Here is a 25,418-nt window from a genome sequence, read left to right as displayed (position 1 = left end):
TCAATCCCGAACCTTGTGTTTTGGTAACGCCCAAGCCACTACGCCAAGCAAAGGCAAATAAGCGCAAAATTGAAAAATGGATTGAATGCCATACTTGTCTGCCCACATACCGAGCAAGGCAGAACCGATACCGCTAATGCCAAACATAAAACCAAACATCGCACCCGAAATCAAACCTACTCGATTAGGAATCGCTTCTTGTGCATATACAATCATCGCAGAAAACGCCGATGACATAATTAGCCCTGCACCAATCGCACACACCATCGTGCCGAGCAAATTGGCATAAGGCAACACAAGCGCAAACGGCACCATACCGACAAACGAAAACCAAATCACCGTATAACGTCCGATACGGTCGCCGATTGGTCCACCGGCAAACGTTCCGACAGCAACTGCCCCCATAAAAGCAAATAGACATAATTGTGCTTGTGAGAGACTTAAAGCAAATTTTTCTATCAAGAAAAACGTGAAATAATTGCTTAAGCTGGCAATGTAAGTAAATTTTACCACCATCAACAACGCAATAATACTCAATGCTCGCCCTAATTCGTTGCGTTGTAAGCGATAAGTTGTGTGTGACTGGCTCGTTGCTTGTACACGGTTTTGATAGGCAATCGTCCAACGGCTAATATAGTACAAAACCGCAATCGCCAATAAAGCAATCGGAATCAGTACTAAAACCGATTCTTGACCACGTTGAGCAACCCACACCGCCACCAACAATGGACCCAGTGCCGATCCTGTATTTCCGCCCACTTGAAAAGCCGCTTGTGCCGTGCCGAAATGCCCGTTGGAAGCGGTACGTGCTACTCGAGACGCTTCAGGGTGAAAAATCGCCGAACCTAAACCGATTATCACGCCCGATAATAACAAAACATAAAAATTCGGTGCATAAGCTAATGCCACAATACCGCACAAGGTGATGACCATGCCTGACGGCAATAAATACGGCTTGGGAAATTTATCGGTGTGCAAACCAATCCAAGGCTGAATCAGTGAAGCGGTGATTTGATAAGCTAATGAAATCAAACCGATTTGCGTAAAACTGAGTGCATAATTGCTTTTCAGCATAGGATAAATTGCCGTAACAACTGCTTGAATAACATCGTTAAACAAATGTGTTAATGAAACGGCAAGTAAAATCGGCATAACCATTTTTTGAGATGATGAGTGATTCATAATGTATTTATAGATGAAAAAGTTAAAATAAGAAAATATCACCTAATTTTAGATTTTAATAGTAAAATAGCACCATAAATTATCCAAATATCGCCAAATGACTATTTACGAACACTACAACCATTCCAGTAATTTCCCAAGCGAAACCGATTTTCCCTATCTTGTATTAACAGGGGATAACAATGATATCTCTCCACAAAATATGGGCTTTCGTGTTATGCATTGGCATGATGAACTGCAGTTTGTTTATGTAGAACAAGGGGAAGTTGAAGTGCAAACCTTGGAACAAACTTTTCGTATCGGCGCAGGTGAAGGCTTATTTATCAATAAGCGAGCGATTCATGTGGTGAATTATGTGGGTGAATGCCGATACTATAATTTTTTGTTTTTCGATCATTTGCTTTATTTCTATGACAACAGTCCTGTGCAAACGTGGGTTCGTCATGTTGTTGAATCGCCTGTGATAACGGCGTGTCACTTATCGTCTCATTCTTTATGGCAACACAATGTCTTGATATTTTTGAAAAAATTATTGCAATTAGAACGCCAACAAAGTGCGCATTACCATTATGAAGTGTTGCTGACGCTTTGTTCACTCTGGTTAGAAATGGGCAAGCATTTACTGCCAAATGAATCTGTACCTAAAAGTAAACTTAATGAACGAATGGGAAAATTTTTGCATTATATTGAGCAACATTATCAAGAAGATATCAGTTTGGAAAAGTTGGCAGCTTATGCCAATGTGAGTAAGTCTGAATGTTTGCGTTGTTTTAAAACCAGCTTGAATACCACACCTTACCGCTATTTAATTGAGTGGCGGCTAGCCAAAGCCACCGAATTGCTTCACGACACCGACAAACCGATTGGTTGGATCGCTAGCGAAGTTGGCTTCAACCAACCTAGCCATTTTACGCAATATTTCAAAGCAAAAACAGGATTAAGCCCGCGCGATTATCGTCAAGCTGTGTTGGGGAAATCAGAAACATAAAAATGCCGTTTGAATAAAATTTCAGACGGCACTTCCTATTAACTTTAGGTTTTAAACAACCTATTACCACCGCTTACACACTCACTTTACCACCGTAAACACCTTATTCGCCAAACGATGACCGCTGTTTTCATCGTGAGCGAACTGGGTGATGGTTGGTTTGCGTTGGCAGAGTACTCGCATACGGCGAGTGCTGTCGTTATGTAAATCGGCATCAACAGCTACGCCGTCCACTACGCCTTTTAGCATAGATTCTTCAGTATAAGAAGCATCGCCTGCTAATAGCACATAGTGATCTCCCATATCCACCACCACTGATAAATGCCCAAGCGTATGCCCCGGTGTTGGCACAAGGCGGATTTTGCTATCTTGGGTCAGTTTTTTGGACGAAGCGAAACTTTCAAATTCGCCGTCATCAAATTCGATGCCATTTGGTTTAAACCAGCTTGGGTAGTGCATATTTAAATAGCCTTGCATTACGCCATTTTTGGCTAAACAAGCGGTGGCTTCGGTTTGGCTAAGCACAAACTGGCTGTTTGGAAAATGGGCAATACCGCCTGCGTGGTCGCCGTGCATATGGGTCATCACCACCCATTTGACCTGTAGCGGATCAACGCCCATTGCTTTTAAGCGTTCGCCCACTTCTTCTGTCGGCTTCACCCAGCGGCGTTCACAAAAACGCATAAACAGATGCCACCAAGGCTGATAGCCTTTATCATTGGCGTGAGAACTCTCGCCCGTATCCACCACAATCAAGCCTTCAGGGTGCTCGATTAAATAACAGCCAATAGGCAAACGTGGCGACCAGTGTCGATCAATCAGTACATCAAACACTCGGGCGACTCTGGCGTGAAAACGAGCCACTTGGTGTTTACTTTTAATTTGTACATCGCCTGTTTGGATAGGGTGAATTTGAATGCTCATTTGTTTGTACCTTTAAATGATTAGATTATGTGAGCATTATAACGACAAAAAGCAAAACTGCCTGACACAAATGTGTCATTTTACAAGTAGTTGTTTTCTGATACGGGTCAGGCTTTGGCGTTGAATGCCCAGATAAGAACTTAAATCGCTCACAGACAGCCGTTTGAATAATTCAGGTTCGGCGTGCATAAAATCCAAATAACGCTGTTCGGCTTTGGTGATTAAAAACCGCTCGGTACGGCGAACATAGGCAAATAGGGCTTGTTCAAGGCTTAAACGATAAAGCCGTTCAAATTGTGGCATTTGTAAACAGCATTGTTCTAAATGAGAGAACGGCACGGCAATTAGCACACAAGGTTCAATGGCGATAAAGTCATATCGGCTTGGGCTTTGTGTGCGTAATGCTTGATAATCCACCACCGCCATACCTTCGCGGAAAAAATTCACATTGACCTGTTCGCCTTCATCATTAGTATAAACCGCTTTAATCAAGCCTTTTACGATATAGTAAACTTTCTGTGGAATCTCACCGCTTGCTAACAGCGACTGCTTTGGCGATAAGGTTTGAACACATAATCCCTGAGCAAAAATGGCAATTTCATCTTCGCTCAATAACGGGCAAAGCGTGCGAACGTGGTTGAGATACGTAGTTAAAGGCATAAGGGAAACAGTTGTGTGGAATAGGTGAAAAGTATTATAGCAAGAACAAGGGGCTATTTTTAATTTGTGATGAATTTGAAATACTTCATACTCCAATGTAAAATTTGGTGGTTTTCTGTGCAAACTTTTAACAACATTTATTGATGAGACTTATCTTATGAAAAACAAAACATTCATTATCAGTACCTTATTGAGCTTAGTCGCCAGTACGAGTTTTGCGGATACACCGACTTCTGCATTGGAACAACAGGTCGCCAAACGTGCCGTATTTGGACAGAATGAGCCACTTGACCCCAGTATTCAACGCCAGTTTGTGCAAGTTAATGGGGCAAGTGGCTATTTGTATCAACCTAAAGACAGCACCAATCCCAAACGCTCTACGGCGATTATGGTAATGCACGTTAAATTAGACTATTCGACCTTTCCGACTTGCTTTGCAATGGAAAAACGGGGCTACAGCGTCTTATGTATGAAGAACACGGGCAAAAATCTTAATGAAAAATTATTAGACGTGTATGCGTCCGTCAAATATCTCAACGCCTTGCCTGAAGTGAAAAATGTGGTGTTATGGGGACACAGTGGCGGTGCAACGCTGTTATCTGCCTACCAAATGATTGCCGAAAATGGCGTAAAATCCTGCCAAGATGACAACAAAATCACCAAATGCCCCGACTATTTGCAAGGGCTAATCCCAGCTGATGCGATTATTGTGGCGGACTCCAACTGGGGTAATGCAACAATGGGCGTGTTAAGTCTCGATCCTGCGGTGAAAGAACAAGATAATGGACTACTTATTGAGCCGACACTCGATCTCTATAACGTGGCAAATGGTTATAACGCACAAGGCAATTCAGATTATTCCCCTGAATTTATCCGTAAATTCCAAAAAGCCGTTGCCGAACGTAATCAAACATTGCTGGATTTAGCTCAAACCCGTGCCAACGCCATTACAAACGGTCAAGGCAAATTTAAGGACGATGAACCCTTTACGGTAGCAGGGGCAGGGGAAATGGGACCGAACAACAAATTATTCTTGCAAGATACCCGCTTGCTCGCCCATACCAAAGATAAATGGACGTTGGTTCACAAAGACGGCTCAGAAACAGTACAAGTAGTACATTCTGTCCGCAAACCGAACACTCGTGGTTCATTTACAGGGCAGTTAAATCTTGGGGCAGAAAACACAACGGTAAAAAACTACCTGATTGACCGAGCCATTCGCTTAAATGCCGATTTTGGCTATGATGCAACAGGCGTTTATGGCGTAAATTGGACATCAAGTTACAGCAGTACCGTTGGCAATTTTACGCAAATCCGTGTGCCGTCCTTAATGTTGGGAATGACAGGAAACTATGAATTTTTAGCCGCCGAAGAAATCTACCGCCAATCACCAGCCAAAGACAAACAGCTTGCCTTTATTGAAGGGGCAACACATATGTACGACACTTGCAAAGCCTGTGAACGCTATGACGGCGAATTTGGCGATACTATTAAAACGCTACACGATTATGCGGATAAGTGGTTAAATCAACGGTTTTAATTAGCCCAATGGTGCAAGTGTTCTCACTTGTGCCATAACACAAGCGGTTAGTTTTATTCTGAAATTTGCAAATTCTTACCTAAACTCCTCCGGCTGTTACTCCCCCCAAACCTCTTCCGCCACACCCTCGGACTAATCTGATGTTTCGCTTTGAAATGTTGGCGGAAGGCGGTGGCGGAGTGGAAGCCGATTTGGTGGGCGATATCGTCCACGTTTTGTTTGGTGCTTTCTAGCAATTCTCGACCACGTTGTAACCGTACTTCAATCAGCCATTCCGTCAGTGCCATTCCTGTCGCTTTGCGAAAATGTCGGGTGAAAGTGCTGCGGCTCATCATCAGGCGTTGGGCGAGCAGGTCGATGGAATAGTCCTTGTTCAGCTCGGTTCGCATCATTTCCAACAGTTCGTTGATGTTTTCGTTGGCGGTTTTGCGAGCGATTGGTTGCTCAATAAATTGGGCTTGACCGCCTTCTCGGTGGGGCGAAATCACCAGCAATCTCGCCAGCTGATTGGCAATTTTTACGCCATATTGTCGGCGGACAATCGCCAAACAGCAGTCCAACCCTGCCGCTGTGCCTGCGGACGTAATCACCTGTTCCTGCTCAATGTAAATCGCATTGCAATCCAGTTTGACCTGCGGAAAACGTTGTCTGAAATCCGTTTCGCCCAGCCAGTGCGTGGTGGCTTTTTTGCCGTTGAGCAAGCCTGCATACGCCAGTGGATACGCCCCGTAACACAAGCCAACCAGCGTTGCCCCTCGTTCCGCCGCTTGTTGCAAGGCTTGGATTAACGCCGCAGACGGCATTTGTTCCAATTTATCCCAGCCGAACATCACCACAAAATCCGCATCGTTTAATAAACTTAAATCGCCGTCTGCGGTAATGGTGGCAGGTTTGGATTGCGTGGTCTCGGGGGTTTCCGCCACGATTTTGACCCGAAACAACGGCTTGCCGTCAAGCTCGGTCGAAAACACCATATAAGGCACGGAAAAGTGAAAGGGGCTGAAATTAGGGTAAAGCACAAGGACAACGGTTGGGATAGGCATAGTTTTCTCTCATAATCAAAATTGACCCAATTCTTTCGATATCTGAATAATAAGTCAATGTTTTTTATCTTCTCATCGTTTCATAATACGCCCATCGCAACAAGCGGTTTAATTTATTCTATTTTTTACAAAAGGACAGTTTATGAAACTCAAATCAACACTTTTAGCGTTATCTCTTGCGACCACTTTTGCAACAACGGCAAATGCCGAAACGAGCTATCAGCATATCCGCAACGCCACCGCCAAAATTGAAATGGCGGGCAGCACGTTTTTGGTCGATCCTTATCTTGCCCCGAAAGGCACTTACGAAGGTTTTGCTGGCACAATTAACAGCGAAAAACGCAATCCGCTGATTGATATGTCAATGCCTGTGGAAAAAGTGCTTGAAGGCGTGGATGCAGTGATTGTGACCCACACCCACGATGACCACTGGGACGAATATGCTCAAAAAGTCTTGCCAAAAGATTTACCGATTTTCGTGCAAAATGCAGGCGATGCGAAAATCATTCGCTCACAAGGCTTTAAAGACGTGCGAGTGCTGGGCAAAAACACTGAATTTAACCAAGTGAAACTCAGCAAAACGGGCGGACAACACGGTACAGACCAAATGTATGCCGTGCCACAACTAGCAGAATTATTAGGCGAAGCAATGGGCGTAGTAATGCAAGCTAAAGGCGAAAAAACGCTCTACATCATCGGCGACACCATTTGGAACAACGAAGTGGATTACGCACTCGACCACTACAAACCTGATGTGATCGTGATGAACACTGGCTACGCCCAAATACAAGGCAACCCAAACGGCATTATTATGGGCAAAGCCGATGTCGCCAAAGCTAGCCAAGTTGCTCCAAATTCGGCAATTATTACCGTACATATGGATGCGGTAAACCACGCATCAGTAACCTCTGATGAAATGCGTCAGTTTGTGAAAGAAAACAAATTGAACAATGTCGCTGTGCCGAAAATGGGAGAAGTGTTGAAGTTTTAATTAATATCGGCAGTTAAAAGAGCGGTTGGATTTTAGAGTGTTTTTGCAAATCGCAAAATTCTCTAAAAACTCCAACCGCTCTTTCCTTTCACTTCAATTTTCATCATTAGTCAAAATCCTGACTAATTCTCTTGAAAAAGTCCAAATTATGACTATAATTAGTCCACTTTTGGACTTTTATGTAAAAAAAATCAATGAAACAATCAACCCCAATGGGCGTGAAAGAGCGTATTTTTCATGCTTGTCTCTTTGAATTAGGGGCAATTTTTGTATCCATCGTATTAGTTATGTTTTTTGCCGATACTCAAACCAATTCAGCTTTTATGATTAGCGTGATGATAGCGGTGACAGCAGTAGTGTGGAACTTTATTTTTAATATAGGCTTTGACAAAATTTTTACCGCACCGCGTGAAACCCGTGGGCTGTGGCTACGGATTTTTCACACCGTCAGTTTTGAACTCGGGTTATTGCTGTTTACCGTGCCGCTGATTGCTTATTATCTCCAGCTTTCCTTGTGGCAAGCCTTTTGGCTGGATATTGGTTTGACGCTGGCGATTATGCTCTACGCCCTGATTTTTAACTGGGGCTACGATAATGTGCGGTTGAAATTTATATAATTTAACGGAGAAAATAATGAACACATCTCAAACTGAATACTTTTCTGAACGTCCTGATTTTCCGACCAAAACCATTGTGTTTACGGTGTTTATCGGGGCGTTTTTTGGCTATTTGAACGAAACCTTGCTCAATGTGGCGTTAAGCACCTTGATGCAGGAATTTGCGGTGAGCAAAACCACGGTGCAGTGGATTAGCACGGGGTTTCTGCTCGTGATGGGGGCGTTTACGCCAATTACGGCGAACGTGATTCAATGGTTTAGCACTCGCACGATGTTGCTGATTACCCTTGCGGTCTTTTTGAGCGGTTCGTTAATGGCGGCATTTGCACCGACTTTCCCTGTGCTGTTGGCAGGGCGAATGGTGCAAGCGGTGTCGGCGGCGTTTACCGTGCCAGTGCTGTTTAACGTGATTTTGCTGATTTATCCCCCACATCGCCGTGGCGTGGTGATGGGGTTGGTGACGATGATGTTTATTGTCGCCCCTGCGATTGGTCCGACCCTGTCGGGGATTATTGTGGATCACTTTGGTTGGCGGTATCTGTTTTTGTTTACCGTGCCGTTTATTGGATTGGCGATGATTTTAACGACACTGTTTATCAAAGAAAATCTGCAACCGATCACCAAGCCGAGCATTGATGTGCCGTCTGCGTTGATGTCGATTTTTGGCTTTGGTGGATTGGTTTACGCATCAAGCAATTTTGCGACATTGGGCGTGATCGGTGCAGCAGCGATGGCGTTGGTTTCTGGGCTGATTTTATGGGCGTTTGCCAAACGCCAAAGCCAGTTAGCTGAGCCGTTGGTGGATTTGAGCCTGTTAAATGTGAAACAATTTCGCTATGCGGTGTGCGTATTGGCGTTGTTGATGATGGCGTTTATTGGGGCGGAATTGGCTGTGCCGATCTATCTGCAACAGGTCGTGATGCTATCTGCCACCACAACAGGCTTGGTGCTGTTTCCTGCTAGCGTGTTGCAAGCGATTTTAGCTCCGCTTGCTGGGCATTGGTTAGATAAAAAAGGCGTTCGTGGCTTAGCGTGGACTGGAGCGATAATGTTGCTAACGAGCTTTATCGCAATGCTTTGGCTTTTCCGTGAAGAGAGTTCGATTTGGTTATTGACCACCGTCTTCGCCCTCTTGCCAGCCTCCGCAGCCCTATTGATGACCGCCGAAACCCACGGCTTGAATGCTTTGCCGAAAGAGAGCTACCCTCACGGCACGGCAATTATTTCTACCGTCAATCCCATTGCTGGGGCGTTGGGTGCGGCGATGTTTGTCGGCTTAACGCAAGCGGGGGAATCGGTGGCGTTAGCTAACGCAGACAATGCACGTTCGGCGTTAATGTCAGGCGTAAATTGGGCATTTATGGCTGGGATTGTGCTGGCGGTGTTGGTGATGTTGTGCGTCCGCCATTTTCGTAATCATCAAGGTTCACTTTCACATTAACGAAGGGGCAATAAAATGAACAAAATGGATCAATTCGGGCAAATAATGAGCCAAGCATCCCATTTATATGGACATTGGGCGAAACAAAAAGGGATAAATTACAATTACTTAGCCATTTTCCACTCGCTCGTTCGGCTAACGGCTTGCCCACAAAAACAAATCTGCACCCTGTGGGCATTGCCAAAACAGACAGTTTCAATGGCGTGCCAAAAACTCTATGCCGATGGCTTGATTGATTATGTACCTGCGGAAAATGATAAACGCGAGAAATTGCTGATTTTAACCGCCCAAGGCAAAGCCCTTGCCGAGCCGATTGTGGCGGAGTTAGATGAAGTTGAACAGCAGATATTGGATCGCTTTGGCGATGCACGAGCACAATTCTTATTAAATGAATTGAGCGAGCTGCAAATGTTGTTGCAACAGAATTTGGTAAAATAAAAGAAAGAAAACACCGCTTGAATTTTAAGTTCAAGCGGTGTTTTAAAAATTATAAGATATTTTCAAACTTCGCTAACATCTCTTTCGGCCATACGCTTGATTGGACTTCGCCGATATGTTTTTTACGTAATAAGAACATTGCCATACGAGATTGACCAATACCGCCACCGATTGAAAGCGGCAGGCGACCTGCTAATAAATCTTTGTGCCAATCCATTTCTAAACGGTCTTCGTCACCTGTTAATGACACTTGTAAACGTAATGCTGTTTCATCAACACGGATACCCATTGATGATAGTTCAAATGCTGTACCGAGCTGTTCGTTCCAGACTAAAATATCGCCGTTTAAACCTTTGTATTCGCCTTCAGAAACTGTTGTCCAGTCATCGTAGTCTGGCGCACGTCCGTCGTGAGCTTTACCGTCCGATAATTTACCGCCGATACCGATTAAAAATACCGCACCGTACTCTTTACAGATCGCATTTTCACGCTCTTTGCTGGTTAAAGTTGGATAGCGTTTGACTAAATCTTCGCTATGCACAAAGGTAATCTCTTTTGGCAAAATAGACGGAATATCAAAACGCGCTTCCACTGCTAACTCGGTTAAACGAATCGCACGATAAATTGAACGAACTGTCTGTTTTAAGTAATCAAAGTTACGTTTGCCTGCTGGAATCACTTTCTCCCAGTCCCATTGATCCACATACACAGAGTGCGTTGGGTCGAGTGAATCTTCATCTGGGCGTAACGCTTTCATATGCACAAATAAACCTTCACCTTCTTGGAAGCCAAAACGTGCAAGGGTATGGCGTTTCCATTTTGCCAATGAGTGAACCACTTCATACACTGCGTTTGGAATACATTTCACGTTCACTTGAACCGCTTTTTCGATCCCTGATAAGTTGTCTTGCATACCGTTGCCCACTTCGCTCAGAATTGGGCCTTGTACTTCGATAATTTCTAATTGTTCAATTAAGTTTTGTGTAAAAGTGTTTTTAACAAAGCTAATTTCTTGTTGTTGTAAAATAAATGATTTTTTCATAATGCTTTTCCAATTAAATTTATATGAATCTCGTAAAAGATGTGCGTAATTTAAATGAATTTATAAAAAATACAATAATAAGAATAAAATCTTTAAGATATTTTATTGATACTTAGATTTTATCTAAAAAATCATGCTATATTTTATCTAATTTCTAACAAAAGATAGAAAAGGAGCAAAAAATGCAAGTAAATTATCAAGCAACTTCTCGTATTGATGAACTTGACCAACAAATTTTACGGGTATTAACGCAAGATGCGCGTGTTCCCTATGCAGAAATGGCGAAAAACTTTGGAGTTAGTGCGGGAACTATCCATGTCCGTGTCGAAAAAATGCGCCAAGCTGGAATTATTGAAGGTACAAAAATTCGCATTAACCCACGTCGTCTCGGATTTGATGTCTGCTGCTTTATCGGTATTATCCTTAAAAGTGCAAAAGATTATGAGAAAGTGATCGCAAAACTTCAAGCATTAGACGAAGTCGTCGAAGCGTATTACACCACGGGTAACTACTCTATTTTTATTAAGGTGATGACGCATACCATTGAAGAGCTTCACTATGTACTTGCGGTGAAAATTCAGGGGATTGATGAAATTCAATCGACAGAAACCTTGATCTCAATGCAAAATCCGATCTTGCGTGAGATCAAGCCTTAGGGTCTGTTTATAATTCATAAACAGACCCTAAAGCAAACGTTTCCTATTGATCTTGTTCACATTTTAGAAAATCCATTTGCAAAAAAGATCGCAGATCTGACCGCTTGATTGGTAGAATGAAGCATTATTTCAGTCGAATTTTAATTAAAGGAGTCAATTATGTCCGAAGTCTTTCATCTTGGTTTAACTAAAGCAATGTTAAAAGGGGCAAAAGTTGCGATTGTTCCAGGTGATCCAGCACGTAGTGAACGTATTGCAGCAAAAATGGATAATCCTGAATTTTTAGCTTCTACTCGTGAATTCACTTCGTGGTTAGGCTATGTGAATGGTCAGCCGATTGTGGTGTGTTCAACAGGGATTGGCGGTCCGTCTGTCTCAATCTGTGTAGAAGAATTAGCACAATTAGGCGTACGCACCTTCTTACGTATCGGCACAACAGGTGCGATTCAGCCACATATCAACGTGGGCGATGTGTTAGTCACAACAGGTGCGGTACGTTTAGACGGGGCAAGCCGCCACTTTGCACCATTAGAATATCCAGCTGTGGCGGATTTCCGTTGCACCAACGAGCTTTATGCTGCCGCTAAAAATCAAGGCATTGAGCCCTATGTTGGTATCACCGCTTCATCGGATACCTTCTACCCAGGTCAAGAGCGTTACGACACCTTCACAGGTAAAATCTACCGTCATTTCCAAGGATCGCTCAAACAATGGCAAGATATCAATGTAATGAACTTTGAAATGGAATCTGCTACGCTTTTTACTATGTGCTCTGCATTAGGATTGCGTTCAGGGATGGTATCGGGAGTAATCGTAAACCGTACCCAACAAGAGATTCCAAATGAAGCCACCATTAAAGGCACGGAAGATCGTGCCGTGTCTGTGGTAGTGGAAGCCGCTGGGAAGTTAGCGCAGGACTATAAATAGTAATATTTAACAAAAGACCGAATAGTTGTTGGCTATTCGGTTTTTTTATTTTAGTAAAATCACATCATAGTGGACAAAAACTATGCCACTAGATTTGCATCTATAGCTTTGTTTCCCACTTCGCAAACTCAACAAATTCCGCTAATTCAGGATACTGTTTAAGCCATTTTTGCCACTGGATTTTATCGACTTCAATCTCAACTAGGCGGTCGCCGAAGTCGTTGAAGCGTTCGGCTTTGATACATTGTTGTTGGTAAAATTTTGTATAAATCTGACCGCTTGTCGTCGGTAGCAATACCGTTTCGCAGACTAATTCGTTTTTTAGCCTTGCTCGCATTGCCTCAAACAGTAATTCAATGCCTTGCTTTTGTTGAGCGGAGAGATAGACGGCGATAGGCTTGCCGTCGTCGTTGTATTCGATGTGTGGCTCAATACCGTCCAAGCGATCGACTTTGTTATAGACCAACAGGGTTGGAATATCTAACGCTTTGATTTCGTCTAGCACTTGATTGACTGCATCGATGTTTTCGTTTTTGCGATCATCTGCACCGTCAATCACGTGCAAAAGCAACGTCGCTTCGGTGGTTTCTTGCAGGGTCGATTTAAAGGCAGAAACGAGATCGTGGGGCAGAAAGCGAATAAAGCCAACGGTATCGGCTAAAATTGCCGTGCCGACATCTTGAATTTGAATGCGTCTCAATGTGGGGTCAAGTGTCGCAAAGAGCTGATCGGCGGCATAAACACCTGCGTCAGTGATTGCATTGAACAGGGTCGATTTGCCGGCGTTGGTGTAGCCGACAAGGGAAATGGTCGGAATATCGGCTTTTTGGCGAGTTTTGCGGTTTTGATCTCGCTGTTTGCTCACCTTTTCTAAACGGCTTTGGAGCTGTTGAATACGCACTTTGATTAAACGGCGGTCAGTTTCCAGTTGGGTTTCGCCCGGTCCTCGTAAGCCGACAGCTCCGCCTTTTTGCTGATCTTGATTACCTAAACGGCGTACCAAGCGGGTCGATAAATGGCGAAGTTGTGCCAGTTCGACTTGCAGTTTGCCCTCGTGAGATCTCGCCCGTTGAGCAAAAATATCTAAAATCAAGCCTGTGCGATCCACCACTCGACAATCACACAGCGATTGCAAATTGCGTGTTTGGGCTGGGCTGAGTTGGTGATTGACTAACACCACCGTTGCCCCAAACTCTTTTACCGCATCGGCAATTTCTTGAGCTTTGCCTTGTCCGACATAGTATTTGATATGGGGAGCGGAACGAGTAGTCGTGAGTGTGGCGGCAATTTCAACGCCTGCGGATTCGGCAAGGGTTTGAAATTCAAGCAGATTTTCCACATCTTTGGTTTGAGAAAGATAAAGATGTACCAAAATGGCACGCTCTTTGTCAGGGCTGTGTTGGCTATCTTCAGGCAACACAAAACCAAACACAGATTGCTCTGCGTTTGGTTCATTAAAAAGATCTAAGGTCGTAATAAAAGTTATTCCGCTTTTTCTACCACATCTGCAAGCTGCTGTGTAGCCTGATGAGAGTGGTTAGAATTATTATTGTGAGAAATTGCACGAGCAGGCACAACTGTTGAAATGGCATGCTTGTAAACCATTTGGCTCACCGTATTTTTTAATAAAATTACAAATTGATCGAAAGATTCAATTTGACCTTGTAACTTAATACCATTCACGAGATAAATGGAAACGGGAATCCGTTCACGGCGAAGTGCATTTAAGTATGGATCTTGTAAAGATTGACCTTTTGCCATTTTATGTTCCTTCTAATTATAGTAGTTTAATGCTTTGCCAAAGGCGTAGCGATATTACCACAGTTTTTTGTAGTTTTGCTGTACTTTTTCGATCATTTTTGTATAAGATCTCTTCGGTTCTAAACTATCAAGCCATTCTACTTCACTTGTCCAACCTCTCAACCAGGTAATCTGTCTCTTAGCCAACTGACGAGTAGCACAGATACCTTTGTATATCGCTTCATCAAGGGAAACTTCGCCTGCTAAGTATTCCCACATTTGCCTATAACCGACACAGCGAATAGAAGGTAAATCGGCGTTGAGATCGCCCCTTTCATACAGCGTTCGCACTTCTTGCTCAAAGCCGAGATCGATCATCTTGTGGAAACGTTGCTCGATCCGTTGGTGCAACACCGTTCGATCTTGCGGTGCTATCGCAAATTGCAGAATATCGTAAGGGATCGCCTCGCCCTGTTGAGCGGTGAGTTCCGTCATTGTTTTTCCCGATATATAGAACACTTCTAAGGCTCGGTTGATCCGCTGGCTGTCGTTTGGGTTGATCCGCTCGGCTGAAATCGGATCGATTTGGCTCAGTTCTTGATGTAAGCCATTCCAACCGATCTGCTCCGCTTTCGCTTCAATTTCTGCACGCACAGTAGGATCCGCAGACGGCAACGGCGACAAGCCATCAAGTAAACTTTTGTAGTAAAGCATTGTGCCACCAACCAACAGCGGAATTTTGCCTTGAGCGGTAATTTCCGCCATTTCACGCAGGGCATCTTCACGGAAATTCATTACAGAATAACTTTCCGCTGGGTCAAGAATATCAATCAAACGGTGCGGAGCTAGCTCAAGTTCCTCCTTGCTTGGCTTAGCGGTGCCGATGTCCATACCTTTGTAAATCAAGGCAGAATCAACACTAAGCACTTCCACAGGAAGCTGTTGGCGTAGGGAAATAGCAAGATCGGTCTTGCCCGAAGCGGTAGGACCCATTAAAAAAATTGCGAGTGGTTTTTGCATTATATTCGTTCTATAAAATAACAAGCGGTGAGATTGTAGCGAAAGTTGGTAAAAATTTCACTAAATCTCACCGCTATCATTAACTCTTATAGCAAATTACTCTGTAGCCGTAAAATCATTTAATGTATTTGCATCTAGTTCAGGGCAACCTCTCCAAGTACAACCTTCTTTTGTTGCACCAAAGACACCATGAACATCTTTATCACTGCCAGCAGTGCGGTAGAACATACCACCAATATCTTGGGCTTCGCTACCATAAAATGCCCCTTTTGTCGTAATATCGTTGTAAGTACCCGCAAAAGTATTACCACTGATATTTCCACCAAAGACTGCTTTTTCACTCGTCGCATCAGAAAGCGTCACTTTCACTTTCTTATTCGCAAAATCTGCAATGGCTTTTGAACTCAGTTGTTCGTATGTGCCATCTTTTCCATAGAACGCAGAGCCAACATATTCAAACACACCTGTACTTGGTAACTTACGTAGTGTTGTACCTTCAGTGCCTCGCTCTGTACCATAGTAGTAGTGAGAATAGCGAGAATTTTCTGAACCACTTTCTGGCGTTAAATGTCCTTGAACAAATAGACTTGTTTTTCCATCCACAGTAACATACCCATAACGCATTTGCTCAAAAGTACTACCAAAACGTCCCTTTGGTAAACTTCCAACTTTTCCTGTCACTGTGCTATTTGTACCTTCGGCAAGATCGCTGTTCGTTAATGATTTAATATTATGCTGTTCAGAAGGTGTATCTTGATCTCGACGATTAGTTATCTCTTCTTTTGAGAAGAGCGTAATTGTTTTGCCATCAACAATAAGTTGGTTTAAATCTTTATGCTCTTTGATAATAGGTTTATCAACAAGTGTTTGTCCTTCAATTGCAAGGACTTTCCCATTGACATAACTAAAGTTGCTTTTTCTTGTGATAGACAGACCTGACCAGGCATCTATTTCAGTCCTAGAAACTTCTTCCGTCGCTTGGTTTTCAAACCCTTTTTTAAGTTCTGATGTATTATTTTCAACTCGTTTTATATCTGCGAGTTTTTCTGCTGAGATCTTAGCTTCTAATGCTTTTTTAGCTTCTTCTGCATTTTTTTCTGCAATCTCTTGAGCTTTAAGGGCTTCTTCTAATTGTTTTTGAAGTTCGTCAAGCTTTGCTTTTGACGTTGTTGAACTTTGTTCAGCCGCTTCCTTTTCTGCTTGTAATGTTGCTACTTTTTGCTCTGCTGCGAGCTTAGCTGCTTCAGTTTCTTTTGCTTTATTTTCTGCAGCCTGCTGTGCTTTTTGAGCATCTTCTGCTTTTTTATGGGCTTCTTTTAGTTCTTCACTCGCTTTACTATTCAAATAAGAATCTACACCTGATTTACTACCATTTGAACATGCTGTTAAAGCCAATGCACAAGCAACTGTAATTAAAGATAGTGTTATCTTTTTCATTGAAAAATCTCCTTAGTTTAAGAATGAGAGTTCTTTAGCACGAAGTTTATCAATAAAAAATAACAATCTCAACATTATTGATAATAATTATTATTTGATGAATAATAGTTTAGCTGATAATATCTATCCTATAGCTCATAAAGAGAGGAATATACAATGAAACATTTCAAATTCACTTTACTAGCGATTTCTTGCCTACTTGCTTTAACCGCTTGTTCTAGTAGCAGTGGCGGTGGTGGTGGATCAGCCCCGACCTATTTCACTGAAAAACCTCAAACAGAATCAACTTCTAGCTCAGGTAGTAATACTTCAGTTAACCAAAATACAGAAACATCTCCACAAAATGAGCCTAAAACACTCAAAGATCCTATTTTTCAAGGAAAAAATGGCGACAAATTAGTGGGAGCCCTAGTTACCATTACCCCAAATGGACAAATCTCAGGACAAAATCTAACTAGTTATCTAGGTGAAGATTTGAATGTTCTGATGCTGAATAAAGTCGAAATACCTTTGCTACCTACTAGTGCAGATGACGATCAATCTGGCTTTAAAGCGATTACATCAACTGAAGCTACTGCGAAATTAGGTAATATTCAAGGTTATACAAATAAAGCAACAACTGACTATCGTGATACCCGTTATTATCAGTTTGTACGTTTTGGTGTGGTTTCATTAAATAATCAAAACACCTTATTTGTTCAAGGGCTACAAACACCAATAAGTGGCTCTATCAGTGATATTGAGAACGGCTATGCTACACTTTATTCTATGCCAAAAAGCGGTAAGTTCGTTTATAAAAAAGGCGATGCGCTATATGGTAAAGATGGCAATTACGAACAGCTTACCGCAGATGTAAGTGCAGATTTTACTAACAAACAACTTAGCGTTTCTTTAAAAGATAGCGCAACAAAAGCGGAAAAAGTCGCCTTTTCAAGTGTTATTGATGGAAATACATTTAGCGGTAGCCATAATGGCGTAGATAGTAAGGGAGCATTTTATGGTAGCCAAGCAAACCAAGTTGCTGGCGTATTTTATCGAACAGAAGGTACAGAAGCTGGCTATCATGGTGTTTTCGGTGCAACAGATAAAAGACGAGACGCACAATAATACATATGTCGCTTTGTCCCATTAAAAAATCCCCTCTATCAGAGGGGATTTTTATTAGCTAGCTTGATGATTAAAACTTAATTTCTGCAGAGAATGCAAAATTTCGTCCTGGAGCATAAAATCGTTCAAGTCCTTTACCTTCACGATCAACCGTATTTGTGGTACTTTGTAAATTAATACCACGTAATGCGTCCCAAGTATGGTATTTACGATTGAAAATATTATAAACCCCGGCTCTCAATGTGACCTGTTTCCCGACTTTAACAAAGCCGAATAGATCAAACAATGTTGCCGAGCCATTTAAAAACGGATAGGTTTCTGTACCACCACTTCTATCGTAATAATATGTCAGAATCTGGGCATCTTTTGCTTTTTTCGCCCCCAAGTAACTCCAACGGGCCTGAATACTCCAACGGTCCTGCGGATCATCATATCCTGCGCCAAGAATCACTTTTACTGGTTGGATAGAAAGCAAACTTTCATCCGTATTATAAAGTTTACCTTTTGCATAACCAATGCTACCCATGACATTCCAACCCGGTTTAACAAAATCCCAAAGCGCATTTAAATTCAACTGACCTTTAATTTCAAGACCTTCGATTTTTGCTTTATCAATATTAACCGCTTGTTGGAATAATGTTGAATAGTAAGGTGACGAGCAACGGAAATCACATTCAGGATTCAGCTGCCAACCTAGAGTCTCTCTTTCATATAAAAAGTCACGGTATTTGGTTCTATATAACTGAATTGCAAAATTCCCAACAGAACTATCCGCTTGTAATGCCACTGTTTGGTTCAAACTCTGCTCAGGTTTTAAATTAGGATTTGCCAACCAGTTACCCGAAGCATTCAAGAAAGTGAAATACATTTCTGAAGCAGATGGCACACGATAACCACTAGATAAGTAATAGCTCCCTTTCCATGTTGGATTAAATTGGTAGGTAACGCCTAAATTACCACTTAGGCTTTGAAAAGTCGTGCTGTTGGAAGAAACCTGACCACAAAATTGGCAATAAACATCCGATGGTTTTGGGATCATTTTAGTAAAATCATAGCGTACGCCGAAATCACCAGACCATTTATCATTCCAAATAACTTTATCTTGTAATGCCAAATAAGCCTGCTGAGTTTTAATCGGCTTTTGAATCATATAGGAGTACACAGCTTGATAGTTTTCTCCGAAACCGACAACATCACGATTGATATTTTTAAACGATTTTTCCGAATAAGCTGTTTTCAATGATAAAACATGAGAACCGAATGCGGTATCTATTGGTGTGCTATCTATCCGAAAACTAAGACGATGGAAATCATTTTTCATATTACGATCGTAAATATCGTCCAAATCGCCCCATTGAGATCCTTTAAAATTCACTGCACCGGTCGTCGTTTTTTGCCAATCATAATCTACTTTCAAATAGCTTAATATGCTTTGTGTCGGAAAATACTCATAAGCAACATTCAGGTTATCTCGCTCAGTAATGTCTTTGGTATTACGCCAAGAATTAGCCGTAAAAGTATAGGATTTTTCTTCCGTATTATTTTCGTGATTTTGCCCAGAATAGGAGACGCTAACACGATGGTTTTCGTTTAAGAAATAGGCTATTTTAGCTAGATAGTTATGATTTTTGTGGTGAGACGGATCTGGAATCCCCCGCGATGACCCATAAGTATCTGCCCCGTTACCTAAACTTTTTAATTCATGCCCACGACGCTGTGAATATAGCCCGACGATTTCCCATTTGTCATCCTTATAGGCAGTACCCGCTGTATATACCCATTCGCGGTTCTTACTCGCATATCCTGAACGTAATAACACGCCAAATTTGTCACTTTCAGGGATAATATCATCTGCTATCACGGTACGATAACTGACCCCGCCACCTAGCGAACCACTTCCTTGATTGAACGAGTCCGAACCTCGCATAATATCAATGCCCGTTACTAACTCAGGATCGATTTGAATACGAGAACTGTTAAAGTTACCATAACGCGCATATAGGCTGTTTTCCTCAAAATCAGGTAATGAAACCCCATCAATGCTTATACCAACACGGTTTCCCTCAACACCTCGCATCGCAAAACCTTTGTTATGACGACCATTATCACTAACCCCTATATCTGTTGTATAGCGAACTAAATCTTTGGTATTCGTAATTAATTCATCCTGAATAACACGGCGAGATTTTTTAATTTCTCCCGTTGCTTTACTCTCTTCCTTCGCAACAACCCGAATTTCATCCAATTCTGTGGCTTGTTCTGCATACGCCATATTCCAACAAATCAAGCTAATCACACTGGCTAAAGGTAACATTGTGAGATTTTTCATAATTTCCTCTATCTTACTTAGGCAACGACACAGCCATTTCTGAATTATTAATATGCCCTAATTATTTTAATTTTATTAATAGATTATAGCGAAAGGAAAATAACTTTTCCATACAAATAAAAACAAATCTCATTTGTAAAATATATTGATTTACATCGTGTGCCATTTTAGAATTTAAATAATAAAAATATAGAATGAGTAACCTATGACTACACTTCAACAACAAATTACCCAGCTATTAGCTGAAAACCCAAACATCATTACCCTTGAAATTGCAGAGCAATTAAACTTACCGGAAGGAACCGTCCTTTGTAATTTACCGAGTGAATTTGTCCGCTTGTTCCCCGCAGAACGAGCAGAGGAGCTTCTCAAAGCAATCAGCCAGTGGGGAACTTTCACCACGATCATTGAAAAAGAGGGGTCAATTTTTGAGATCAAAGATCGCTTCCCAAGCGGTATCTTTGCTCGTGGTTATTACAATTTAAATATGAAAGAGGAAGAAGGGGCATTACACGGGCATCTTAAACTCGACAACATCGCCCAAATTGCCTTTGTTAGCCTGCCATTTAGAGGAAAAGAGAGCTATAACATTGCGTTTATTGCTCACAATGGACAAACGATCTTCAAAGTCTATCTTGGTAGAGATGATCAACGCCAACTTTTCCCAGAACAAATCGAAAAATTTAAGACATTTCAGTAATAAGGAGTAAGTAATGTCAAATCGTCAAGAAGTCTTACAAAACCGTTTAGGTCCTGAAATTCAAGAGTTCAAACAGAAAATGAAAACATTGGTGCTTGCCACGGTAGATAAAGATGGCACACCAAATGTGAGCTATGCCCCGTTTGTCATCAATAACGGTGAATATCAAGTGCTCATCTCAACCATTGCTCGTCACGCTCGTAACTTACAAGAAGTACCAAAAGTATCGTTGATGTTGTTGGAAGACGAAAGTCAGAGCCGTGAAATTTTTGCTCGTCGTCGCTTAACCTTCGATGCCACCGCTCGTGTCGTTGAACGTCATAGTGATGAGTGGAACGACGGTATTGAGAAATTAAAAGCACGCCACGGAGCTTTAGTTGATGAGCTTGCTACCCTGCAAGATTTCAAACTATTCTGCTTTAAGCCACAGCAAGGGCTATTTGTAAAAGGCTTTGGCAAAGCATTCCAAGTCAGCGCCGATGAGTTGGTCAATTTTGTTCACCTTGATGAAGGGCATAACAAAGAGCTTGGGCCTCACGAAAAAGAAGCTTAATTGTAAAGAAGGGCGGAATTCCGCCCTTTCTTACAGCCCCAACGCATACTTCAATGCTCGTTTTTTCAACGGCGTTGCCCGTTCTGCTACCACCAACGCCAAATTGCGAGCCACTTTTACAGGCAATAAATCCGTTTTAAAGGTTTTATAGAACAGATCCATACCCGTTTGCATCAGTAAATTATCAGGTTTGCGTTTCTGTTCATACCGTTTCAGCACCGTTTCATCTGCAACATTCTGCCCTTTTTCGACCGCTTGACCGATCACGTCCAACAGCACTTTGACATCTTTAAAGCCCAAATTCACCCCCTGCCCAGCCAGTGGGTTAATGGTATGAGCCGAATCGCCCACCAGCACAATGCCGTTACGAACATAGTGTTGAGCGTGTTGGCGAGTCAGCGGAAAACTGCCGTGAGCGGTCACTTCGACCTTACCCAAACGGCTTGGGAAATGGCGATTGATTTCATCGCTCAATTTCTCTTTACTCATCTGTTGCAACTGTGCGATCCGCTGTGGCGAGTCGTACCACACCACACAGCCATTATTTTCCAGTAACGGTAAAAAAGCTCTCGGACCGCTCTCAAAAAATTGTTGCCAAGTCACACTCTGTTGCGGAAGTTCGGTTTTCACCACCGCCAATAAACAGTGTTGGCGATATTGCCAACTGGTTAATCCGATCCCTGACCAACGGCGAACCAACGAATTTGCCCCGTCACACGCAATCAATAGCGGAGCAGAAAAGCTCTGCTGATCGACCTTAACTGTCCAAATGCCCTGTTCATCACGATTTGCAGAAATCTGCTCAAATCCGACCGCTTGCTGACAGTTCGGATAATCTGCCAACGCCTGCCACAGCCCGATTTGAATCAGATTATTTTCCACCATATAGCCGAGCTTATCCAAACCGAGATCTTGTGCGTGAAAAGCGGTATTAAAACCGTCAATTTCCCACGTTTCCAAACCGTCATAAGCACAAACTCGCATCGCTTCAATCTTCTGCCAAGCCCCTAACTGCTCAAGCAACGCCACTGAAGCGACACTGATCGCTGAAATTCGCACATCATAAGGTGCTTTCTCATCAAAGGTCGGCAACGGATTTTTCTCAATCAACGCCACGCTCAACCCTAGCTTTGCCAGCCCCAAAGCTGTCGCCGCTCCGACCATTCCACCGCCGATTACTATTGCATCTTTCATCACAGATTCCTTTTCAAATTTGTTGGCGAAAGTTTACTACAAGCGGGTTAATCTGCATTGATTTTTACAAAATTTTTGTGACACTCGTCGAAAAACGAGAATTTTTCACTGTTTAAGTACTCTTTTCCCCTTTACGCTAAAGCAAAAAGGAAAACTTATGTCTTTAGCGATTATTTACAGTAGAGCATCTATCGGGGTGGAAGCACCGCTTGTCACCATTGAAGTTCATATCAGTAGAGGCAGTCCGGGCTTAACTTTAGTCGGTCTGCCTGAAAAGAGTGTTAAGGAAGCACAAGATCGGGTGCGAAGTGCTTTGATGAATGCCAACTTTGACTATCCAGCACGGCGGATTACGATCAACCTTGCCCCTGCGGATTTGCCGAAAGAGGGCGGTCGGTTTGATTTGCCGATTGCGATTGGGATTTTGGCAGCATCGGGGCAGATTGATTTGGATAAGCTCAAACGGATTGAGCTGTTGGGCGAACTCTCTTTGACGGGCAATTTGCGAGCGGTTCACGGCACTATTCCTGCGGTGATCGCCGCCAGTCGAGCCAAGCGAGAAATTATCATACCCCAGCAGAATGCGAATGAAGCATCGTTGGTGTCGAATACGCAAACCTATTGTGCTTCAACCCTGTTGCAAGTGGTCAATTTTCTCAACAATCGGGATCAACTGCCGATAGCTCAGCAACTTCCGCAAAAAAATGTCGAAAATGCACCGCTTGTTAGCCGTGATCTGACCGACATTATCGGGCAGCAACACGCTAAACGGGCGTTGATTATTGCCGCCAGCGGTCAGCATAATCTGCTATTTTTAGGTCCACCTGGCACGGGCAAAACGATGCTTGCCAGTCGCCTTGCGGATCTGTTGCCTGAAATGGAAGATAGCGAAGCGATTGAGACGGCATCTGTAACGAGCCTTGTGCAGAACGAGCTGAATTTCCAAAACTGGAAAAAACGCCCTTTCCGTTCGCCCCACCATAGTGCGTCAATGGTGGCATTGGTTGGCGGTGGTTGTTAAAATTACAAATAACTGTCAAACGATACAAATAATTGTCGCCTTATAATCCAAATCATTTATAATCCACTTATCTATTTAACTGACTGAAAAGGAAGTGGATTATGTCATATTTCGACGAGAATAATTTAGATAGAGTTCGCTGGCGTTGCTCGCTTAATTTAGAGAAATATTTTGAAGGTGAATCACTTGGTGGGCGTTACTATAAAAATAATGAGTATGTTGCCACTTGGTATGAAAACCGTCTTTCACTAGATAAATCTAAAACACTCGTTGAGGTCACTTTTATCAATTTAACCAATCCTACCTATACAAACAAGAAAACAGGTGAAGAATGCCAAAGTTTCTTTAAGATTGCTTTACCTATCAACTACCTGCATAAAATTCCATTCGGCAGTATTTGGAAGAATGGTGAGTCGGAATATAAGTTTAAACTTAAAGAGTTTAAAGTTACCTTTTCAAAGAGTAAGGGATTAACCTATGAGCCACTTTGGGTAAATAAGGAATCTCATCCATTTGAAGCGGATAAATACGTTCATTCGTCTTATTTGAGAACATTTAAAGGGGATGGAAACCAGTTACTTGTTATTAAGCCTGAAAGTGATAATAAGTCTTATATTGTTCATCCATTACACTTCTTTATGGCTCACTATGGTTATTCAAGTGAGTTAAAACGCATCTTGATTACGGATAATTGGAGTAAGGTTGAGAAAAAACTACACCTAAATGAACCCTTTGAAGAAAAAGGTGTATTTGTACCAAATAACCTTTCCACGAAAGACGCGGTGTTTCTTTATCACTTGAAATATGACGCTTACACAAAAACAGTCGTAAAAGATATAACGACTAAAATCATCTTTTCTAAAGGTCAAGAAAGACCACACTATCGCATTCCTTGCTGGCACGACAAACCAATCATGCTTTCATTCTATGGTATTGAGTTAGGAAATTCTGTGCTTTGCTGCCAAATTACAGGGATTAACCAACCACAAGGCGAGCCAATTAACCTTTATTACCATTCTGCGATAAAAACAAGCAAAGATGGCAAGGGGCAAAAAGGCGGTGAACCTCAATACAGAACGAGAAAACAAGAGCGAGAACATGAACTTGAAAAGCTCGACATTGCATTAGATAACGTAAATAACCTTGTGACGGCTGATGTTATTGAACATCTGAAATTACTCGGCGAAGAGAGAGTGATTAACCGTGTTCAGCTTGTTCAAGAAGTGGAAAAAAGCGGCAAAGTAAAATTCTTAAACTACGATGAACCAGAGAATTACGGAGTGGGTGAAAAACAAGGAAAAACAGGTAATACAGGTATTGCTAACTGTTTCTATGACATTCCTAGTAATCAAGAAATTGAAGGTAAATCACGCCTCGATACCGTTTGGGAACATGCTAAACGCTTACGTCTCGAACAAGGCGCGAAGGTCTATTGGTACACTCCTAAGCTAGGGTTTAACGAAAGCGATAAGTTTACATTAGTTTCATTAGAGGAAATCCTTGATTCTCTGGAGCAATACTATCCAGTCGCAGCGTTAATATTGCGAGTGGATGTGCAACAAAGAACATTCTTTGTACTAAGTTTTCCTGCGAGAAATGAAAAAGAAAACTCAGGTTTTAGTAGCGTTGTTTACGAGCCAAAAGATATTAAACCGTTTTTATCAAACGAAGTAGATATTCATAGCAGAAATGAAAACCTGTTTAAGCTATTTATTGAAATCGTATCAAGCGAAGGTGTGAGCAGCGATTACGTTGATTCTAAAGACGGGAAAATGTCTTTATTTAGACATGTGGAAGCTAAAAAGACGAATAATAACTGGGTTTGGAATGGGATTAAAAAATTACTCTAACTTTTAGAAAATCATAAT

At 42.2% G+C, this 25,418-nt stretch carries 23 protein-coding genes and 1 pseudogene; 13 read left to right on the top strand and 11 right to left on the bottom strand.

Annotated features, from left to right (window positions below; genetic code table 11):
- Entirely contained in the window at positions 1 to 1,182 is a 1,182-nt protein-coding gene (locus C5N92_RS11340) for an MFS transporter (RefSeq protein WP_111748963.1), read from the bottom strand.
- Between the two features lie 97 nt (positions 1,183 to 1,279).
- On the opposite strand from C5N92_RS11340, the gene C5N92_RS00680 reads away from it, so the two are divergent.
- Positions 1,280 to 2,170 carry an AraC family transcriptional regulator gene (locus C5N92_RS00680; RefSeq protein ID WP_111748962.1) on the top strand — a complete coding sequence of 297 codons (891 nt, stop codon included), beginning with the start codon at positions 1,280 to 1,282 and terminating at the stop codon, positions 2,168 to 2,170.
- Between the two features lie 81 nt (positions 2,171 to 2,251).
- Here C5N92_RS00680 and C5N92_RS00675 read toward each other — a convergent pair whose 3' ends face one another.
- Both C5N92_RS00675 and C5N92_RS00670 read right to left on the bottom strand, forming a co-directional pair.
- The gene (locus tag C5N92_RS00675; RefSeq protein ID WP_111748961.1) at positions 2,252 to 3,094 is read right to left on the bottom strand and encodes an N-acyl homoserine lactonase family protein; all 843 of its coding nucleotides are present in this window, start codon (positions 3,092 to 3,094) and stop codon (positions 2,252 to 2,254) included.
- A gap of 75 nt (positions 3,095 to 3,169) precedes the next feature.
- The gene (locus tag C5N92_RS00670; RefSeq protein ID WP_111748960.1) at positions 3,170 to 3,754 is read right to left on the bottom strand and encodes a Crp/Fnr family transcriptional regulator; all 585 of its coding nucleotides are present in this window, start codon (positions 3,752 to 3,754) and stop codon (positions 3,170 to 3,172) included.
- Between the two features lie 157 nt (positions 3,755 to 3,911).
- Between C5N92_RS00670 and C5N92_RS00665 the strand changes: the two genes are divergently transcribed.
- Positions 3,912 to 5,294, top strand: a complete 1,383-nt coding sequence (locus C5N92_RS00665) for an alpha/beta hydrolase (RefSeq protein WP_111748959.1) — start codon at positions 3,912 to 3,914, stop codon at positions 5,292 to 5,294.
- 53 nt (positions 5,295 to 5,347) lie between these two features.
- Here the strand turns inward: C5N92_RS00665 and C5N92_RS00660 are convergent, their stop codons facing one another.
- Complete coding sequence (locus C5N92_RS00660; protein WP_111748958.1) at positions 5,348 to 6,337, bottom strand: GlxA family transcriptional regulator; 990 nt, start codon at positions 6,335 to 6,337, stop codon at positions 5,348 to 5,350.
- Positions 6,338 to 6,479: 142 nt separating this feature from the next.
- Here C5N92_RS00660 and C5N92_RS00655 point away from each other — a divergent pair, with 142 nt between their 5' ends.
- From C5N92_RS00655 to C5N92_RS00640, 4 genes are all read left to right on the top strand, one after another.
- Entirely contained in the window at positions 6,480 to 7,328 is an 849-nt protein-coding gene (locus C5N92_RS00655; RefSeq protein ID WP_111748957.1) for an MBL fold metallo-hydrolase, read from the top strand.
- A gap of 194 nt (positions 7,329 to 7,522) precedes the next feature.
- Positions 7,523 to 7,945 carry a PACE efflux transporter gene (locus C5N92_RS00650; protein WP_238138410.1) on the top strand — a complete coding sequence of 141 codons (423 nt, stop codon included), beginning with the start codon at positions 7,523 to 7,525 and terminating at the stop codon, positions 7,943 to 7,945.
- A 16-nt stretch (positions 7,946 to 7,961) separates the two neighbouring features.
- Positions 7,962 to 9,386, top strand: a complete 1,425-nt coding sequence (locus tag C5N92_RS00645; protein WP_111748956.1) for a DHA2 family efflux MFS transporter permease subunit — start codon at positions 7,962 to 7,964, stop codon at positions 9,384 to 9,386.
- A gap of 15 nt (positions 9,387 to 9,401) precedes the next feature.
- Positions 9,402 to 9,824, top strand: coding sequence for a MarR family winged helix-turn-helix transcriptional regulator (locus C5N92_RS00640; protein ID WP_111748955.1), 423 nt, complete (start codon positions 9,402 to 9,404; stop codon positions 9,822 to 9,824).
- Between the two features lie 49 nt (positions 9,825 to 9,873).
- On the opposite strand, the gene asnA is transcribed toward C5N92_RS00640, so the two are convergent.
- On the bottom strand, positions 9,874 to 10,866 hold the full coding sequence (gene asnA / locus C5N92_RS00635; protein ID WP_111748954.1) for an aspartate--ammonia ligase: 993 nt from the start codon (positions 10,864 to 10,866) through the stop codon (positions 9,874 to 9,876).
- Between the two features lie 182 nt (positions 10,867 to 11,048).
- Here asnA and asnC point away from each other — a divergent pair, with 182 nt between their 5' ends.
- Positions 11,049 to 11,522, top strand: coding sequence for a transcriptional regulator AsnC (asnC, locus tag C5N92_RS00630; protein WP_111748953.1), 474 nt, complete (start codon positions 11,049 to 11,051; stop codon positions 11,520 to 11,522).
- Positions 11,523 to 11,681: 159 nt separating this feature from the next.
- Positions 11,682 to 12,449: a uridine phosphorylase gene (gene udp, locus C5N92_RS00625; RefSeq protein WP_111748952.1), complete on the top strand. Its 768-nt coding sequence runs from the start codon at positions 11,682 to 11,684 to the stop codon at positions 12,447 to 12,449.
- 100 nt (positions 12,450 to 12,549) lie between these two features.
- Here the strand turns inward: udp and hflX are convergent, their stop codons facing one another.
- The 4 genes from hflX to C5N92_RS00605 form a co-directional block, all read right to left on the bottom strand.
- Positions 12,550 to 13,881 carry a ribosome rescue GTPase HflX gene (gene hflX, locus C5N92_RS00620; RefSeq protein ID WP_238138409.1) on the bottom strand — a complete coding sequence of 444 codons (1,332 nt, stop codon included), beginning with the start codon at positions 13,879 to 13,881 and terminating at the stop codon, positions 12,550 to 12,552.
- A 50-nt stretch (positions 13,882 to 13,931) separates the two neighbouring features.
- Positions 13,932 to 14,210, bottom strand: a complete 279-nt coding sequence (hfq, locus tag C5N92_RS00615) for an RNA chaperone Hfq (RefSeq protein ID WP_111748950.1) — start codon at positions 14,208 to 14,210, stop codon at positions 13,932 to 13,934.
- A gap of 54 nt (positions 14,211 to 14,264) precedes the next feature.
- Positions 14,265 to 15,209, bottom strand: a complete 945-nt coding sequence (miaA, locus tag C5N92_RS00610) for a tRNA (adenosine(37)-N6)-dimethylallyltransferase MiaA (protein WP_369828924.1) — start codon at positions 15,207 to 15,209, stop codon at positions 14,265 to 14,267.
- Between the two features lie 96 nt (positions 15,210 to 15,305).
- Positions 15,306 to 16,646 (bottom strand): transferrin-binding protein-like solute binding protein, encoded by a 1,341-nt coding sequence (locus C5N92_RS00605; RefSeq protein ID WP_111748949.1) that lies wholly within the window; start codon positions 16,644 to 16,646, stop codon positions 15,306 to 15,308.
- A gap of 156 nt (positions 16,647 to 16,802) precedes the next feature.
- On the opposite strand from C5N92_RS00605, the gene C5N92_RS00600 reads away from it, so the two are divergent.
- Positions 16,803 to 17,753 carry a transferrin-binding protein-like solute binding protein gene (locus C5N92_RS00600; protein WP_111748948.1) on the top strand — a complete coding sequence of 317 codons (951 nt, stop codon included), beginning with the start codon at positions 16,803 to 16,805 and terminating at the stop codon, positions 17,751 to 17,753.
- A gap of 70 nt (positions 17,754 to 17,823) precedes the next feature.
- Here the strand turns inward: C5N92_RS00600 and C5N92_RS00595 are convergent, their stop codons facing one another.
- The gene (locus C5N92_RS00595) at positions 17,824 to 20,082 is read right to left on the bottom strand and encodes a TonB-dependent hemoglobin/transferrin/lactoferrin family receptor (RefSeq protein ID WP_111748947.1); all 2,259 of its coding nucleotides are present in this window, start codon (positions 20,080 to 20,082) and stop codon (positions 17,824 to 17,826) included.
- 205 nt (positions 20,083 to 20,287) lie between these two features.
- Here C5N92_RS00595 and hutX point away from each other — a divergent pair, with 205 nt between their 5' ends.
- Entirely contained in the window at positions 20,288 to 20,782 is a 495-nt protein-coding gene (gene hutX, locus C5N92_RS00590) for a heme utilization cystosolic carrier protein HutX (RefSeq protein ID WP_111748946.1), read from the top strand.
- A gap of 13 nt (positions 20,783 to 20,795) precedes the next feature.
- Positions 20,796 to 21,335, top strand: coding sequence for a heme utilization protein HutZ (gene hutZ / locus C5N92_RS00585; protein WP_111748945.1), 540 nt, complete (start codon positions 20,796 to 20,798; stop codon positions 21,333 to 21,335).
- Between the two features lie 30 nt (positions 21,336 to 21,365).
- Here hutZ and C5N92_RS00580 read toward each other — a convergent pair whose 3' ends face one another.
- On the bottom strand, positions 21,366 to 22,529 hold the full coding sequence (locus C5N92_RS00580) for an FAD-dependent oxidoreductase (RefSeq protein ID WP_111748944.1): 1,164 nt from the start codon (positions 22,527 to 22,529) through the stop codon (positions 21,366 to 21,368).
- A 157-nt stretch (positions 22,530 to 22,686) separates the two neighbouring features.
- On the opposite strand from C5N92_RS00580, the pseudogene C5N92_RS00575 reads away from it, so the two are divergent.
- Positions 22,687 to 23,544, top strand: a pseudogene (locus C5N92_RS00575) (YifB family Mg chelatase-like AAA ATPase); the annotation flags it as partial.
- Positions 23,545 to 23,651: 107 nt separating this feature from the next.
- Positions 23,652 to 25,400: a hypothetical protein gene (locus C5N92_RS00570; protein ID WP_111748943.1), complete on the top strand. Its 1,749-nt coding sequence runs from the start codon at positions 23,652 to 23,654 to the stop codon at positions 25,398 to 25,400.
- Positions 25,401 to 25,418 lie beyond the last annotated feature (18 nt).

The organism is Glaesserella australis, assembly GCF_003260095.1.
In the GTDB taxonomy this organism is placed as follows: Bacteria; Pseudomonadota; Gammaproteobacteria; order Enterobacterales; family Pasteurellaceae; genus Glaesserella; species Glaesserella australis.
The sequence above is the reverse complement of the archived record's forward strand: the minus strand, read 5'-3'. Positions and strand labels throughout refer to the sequence as shown.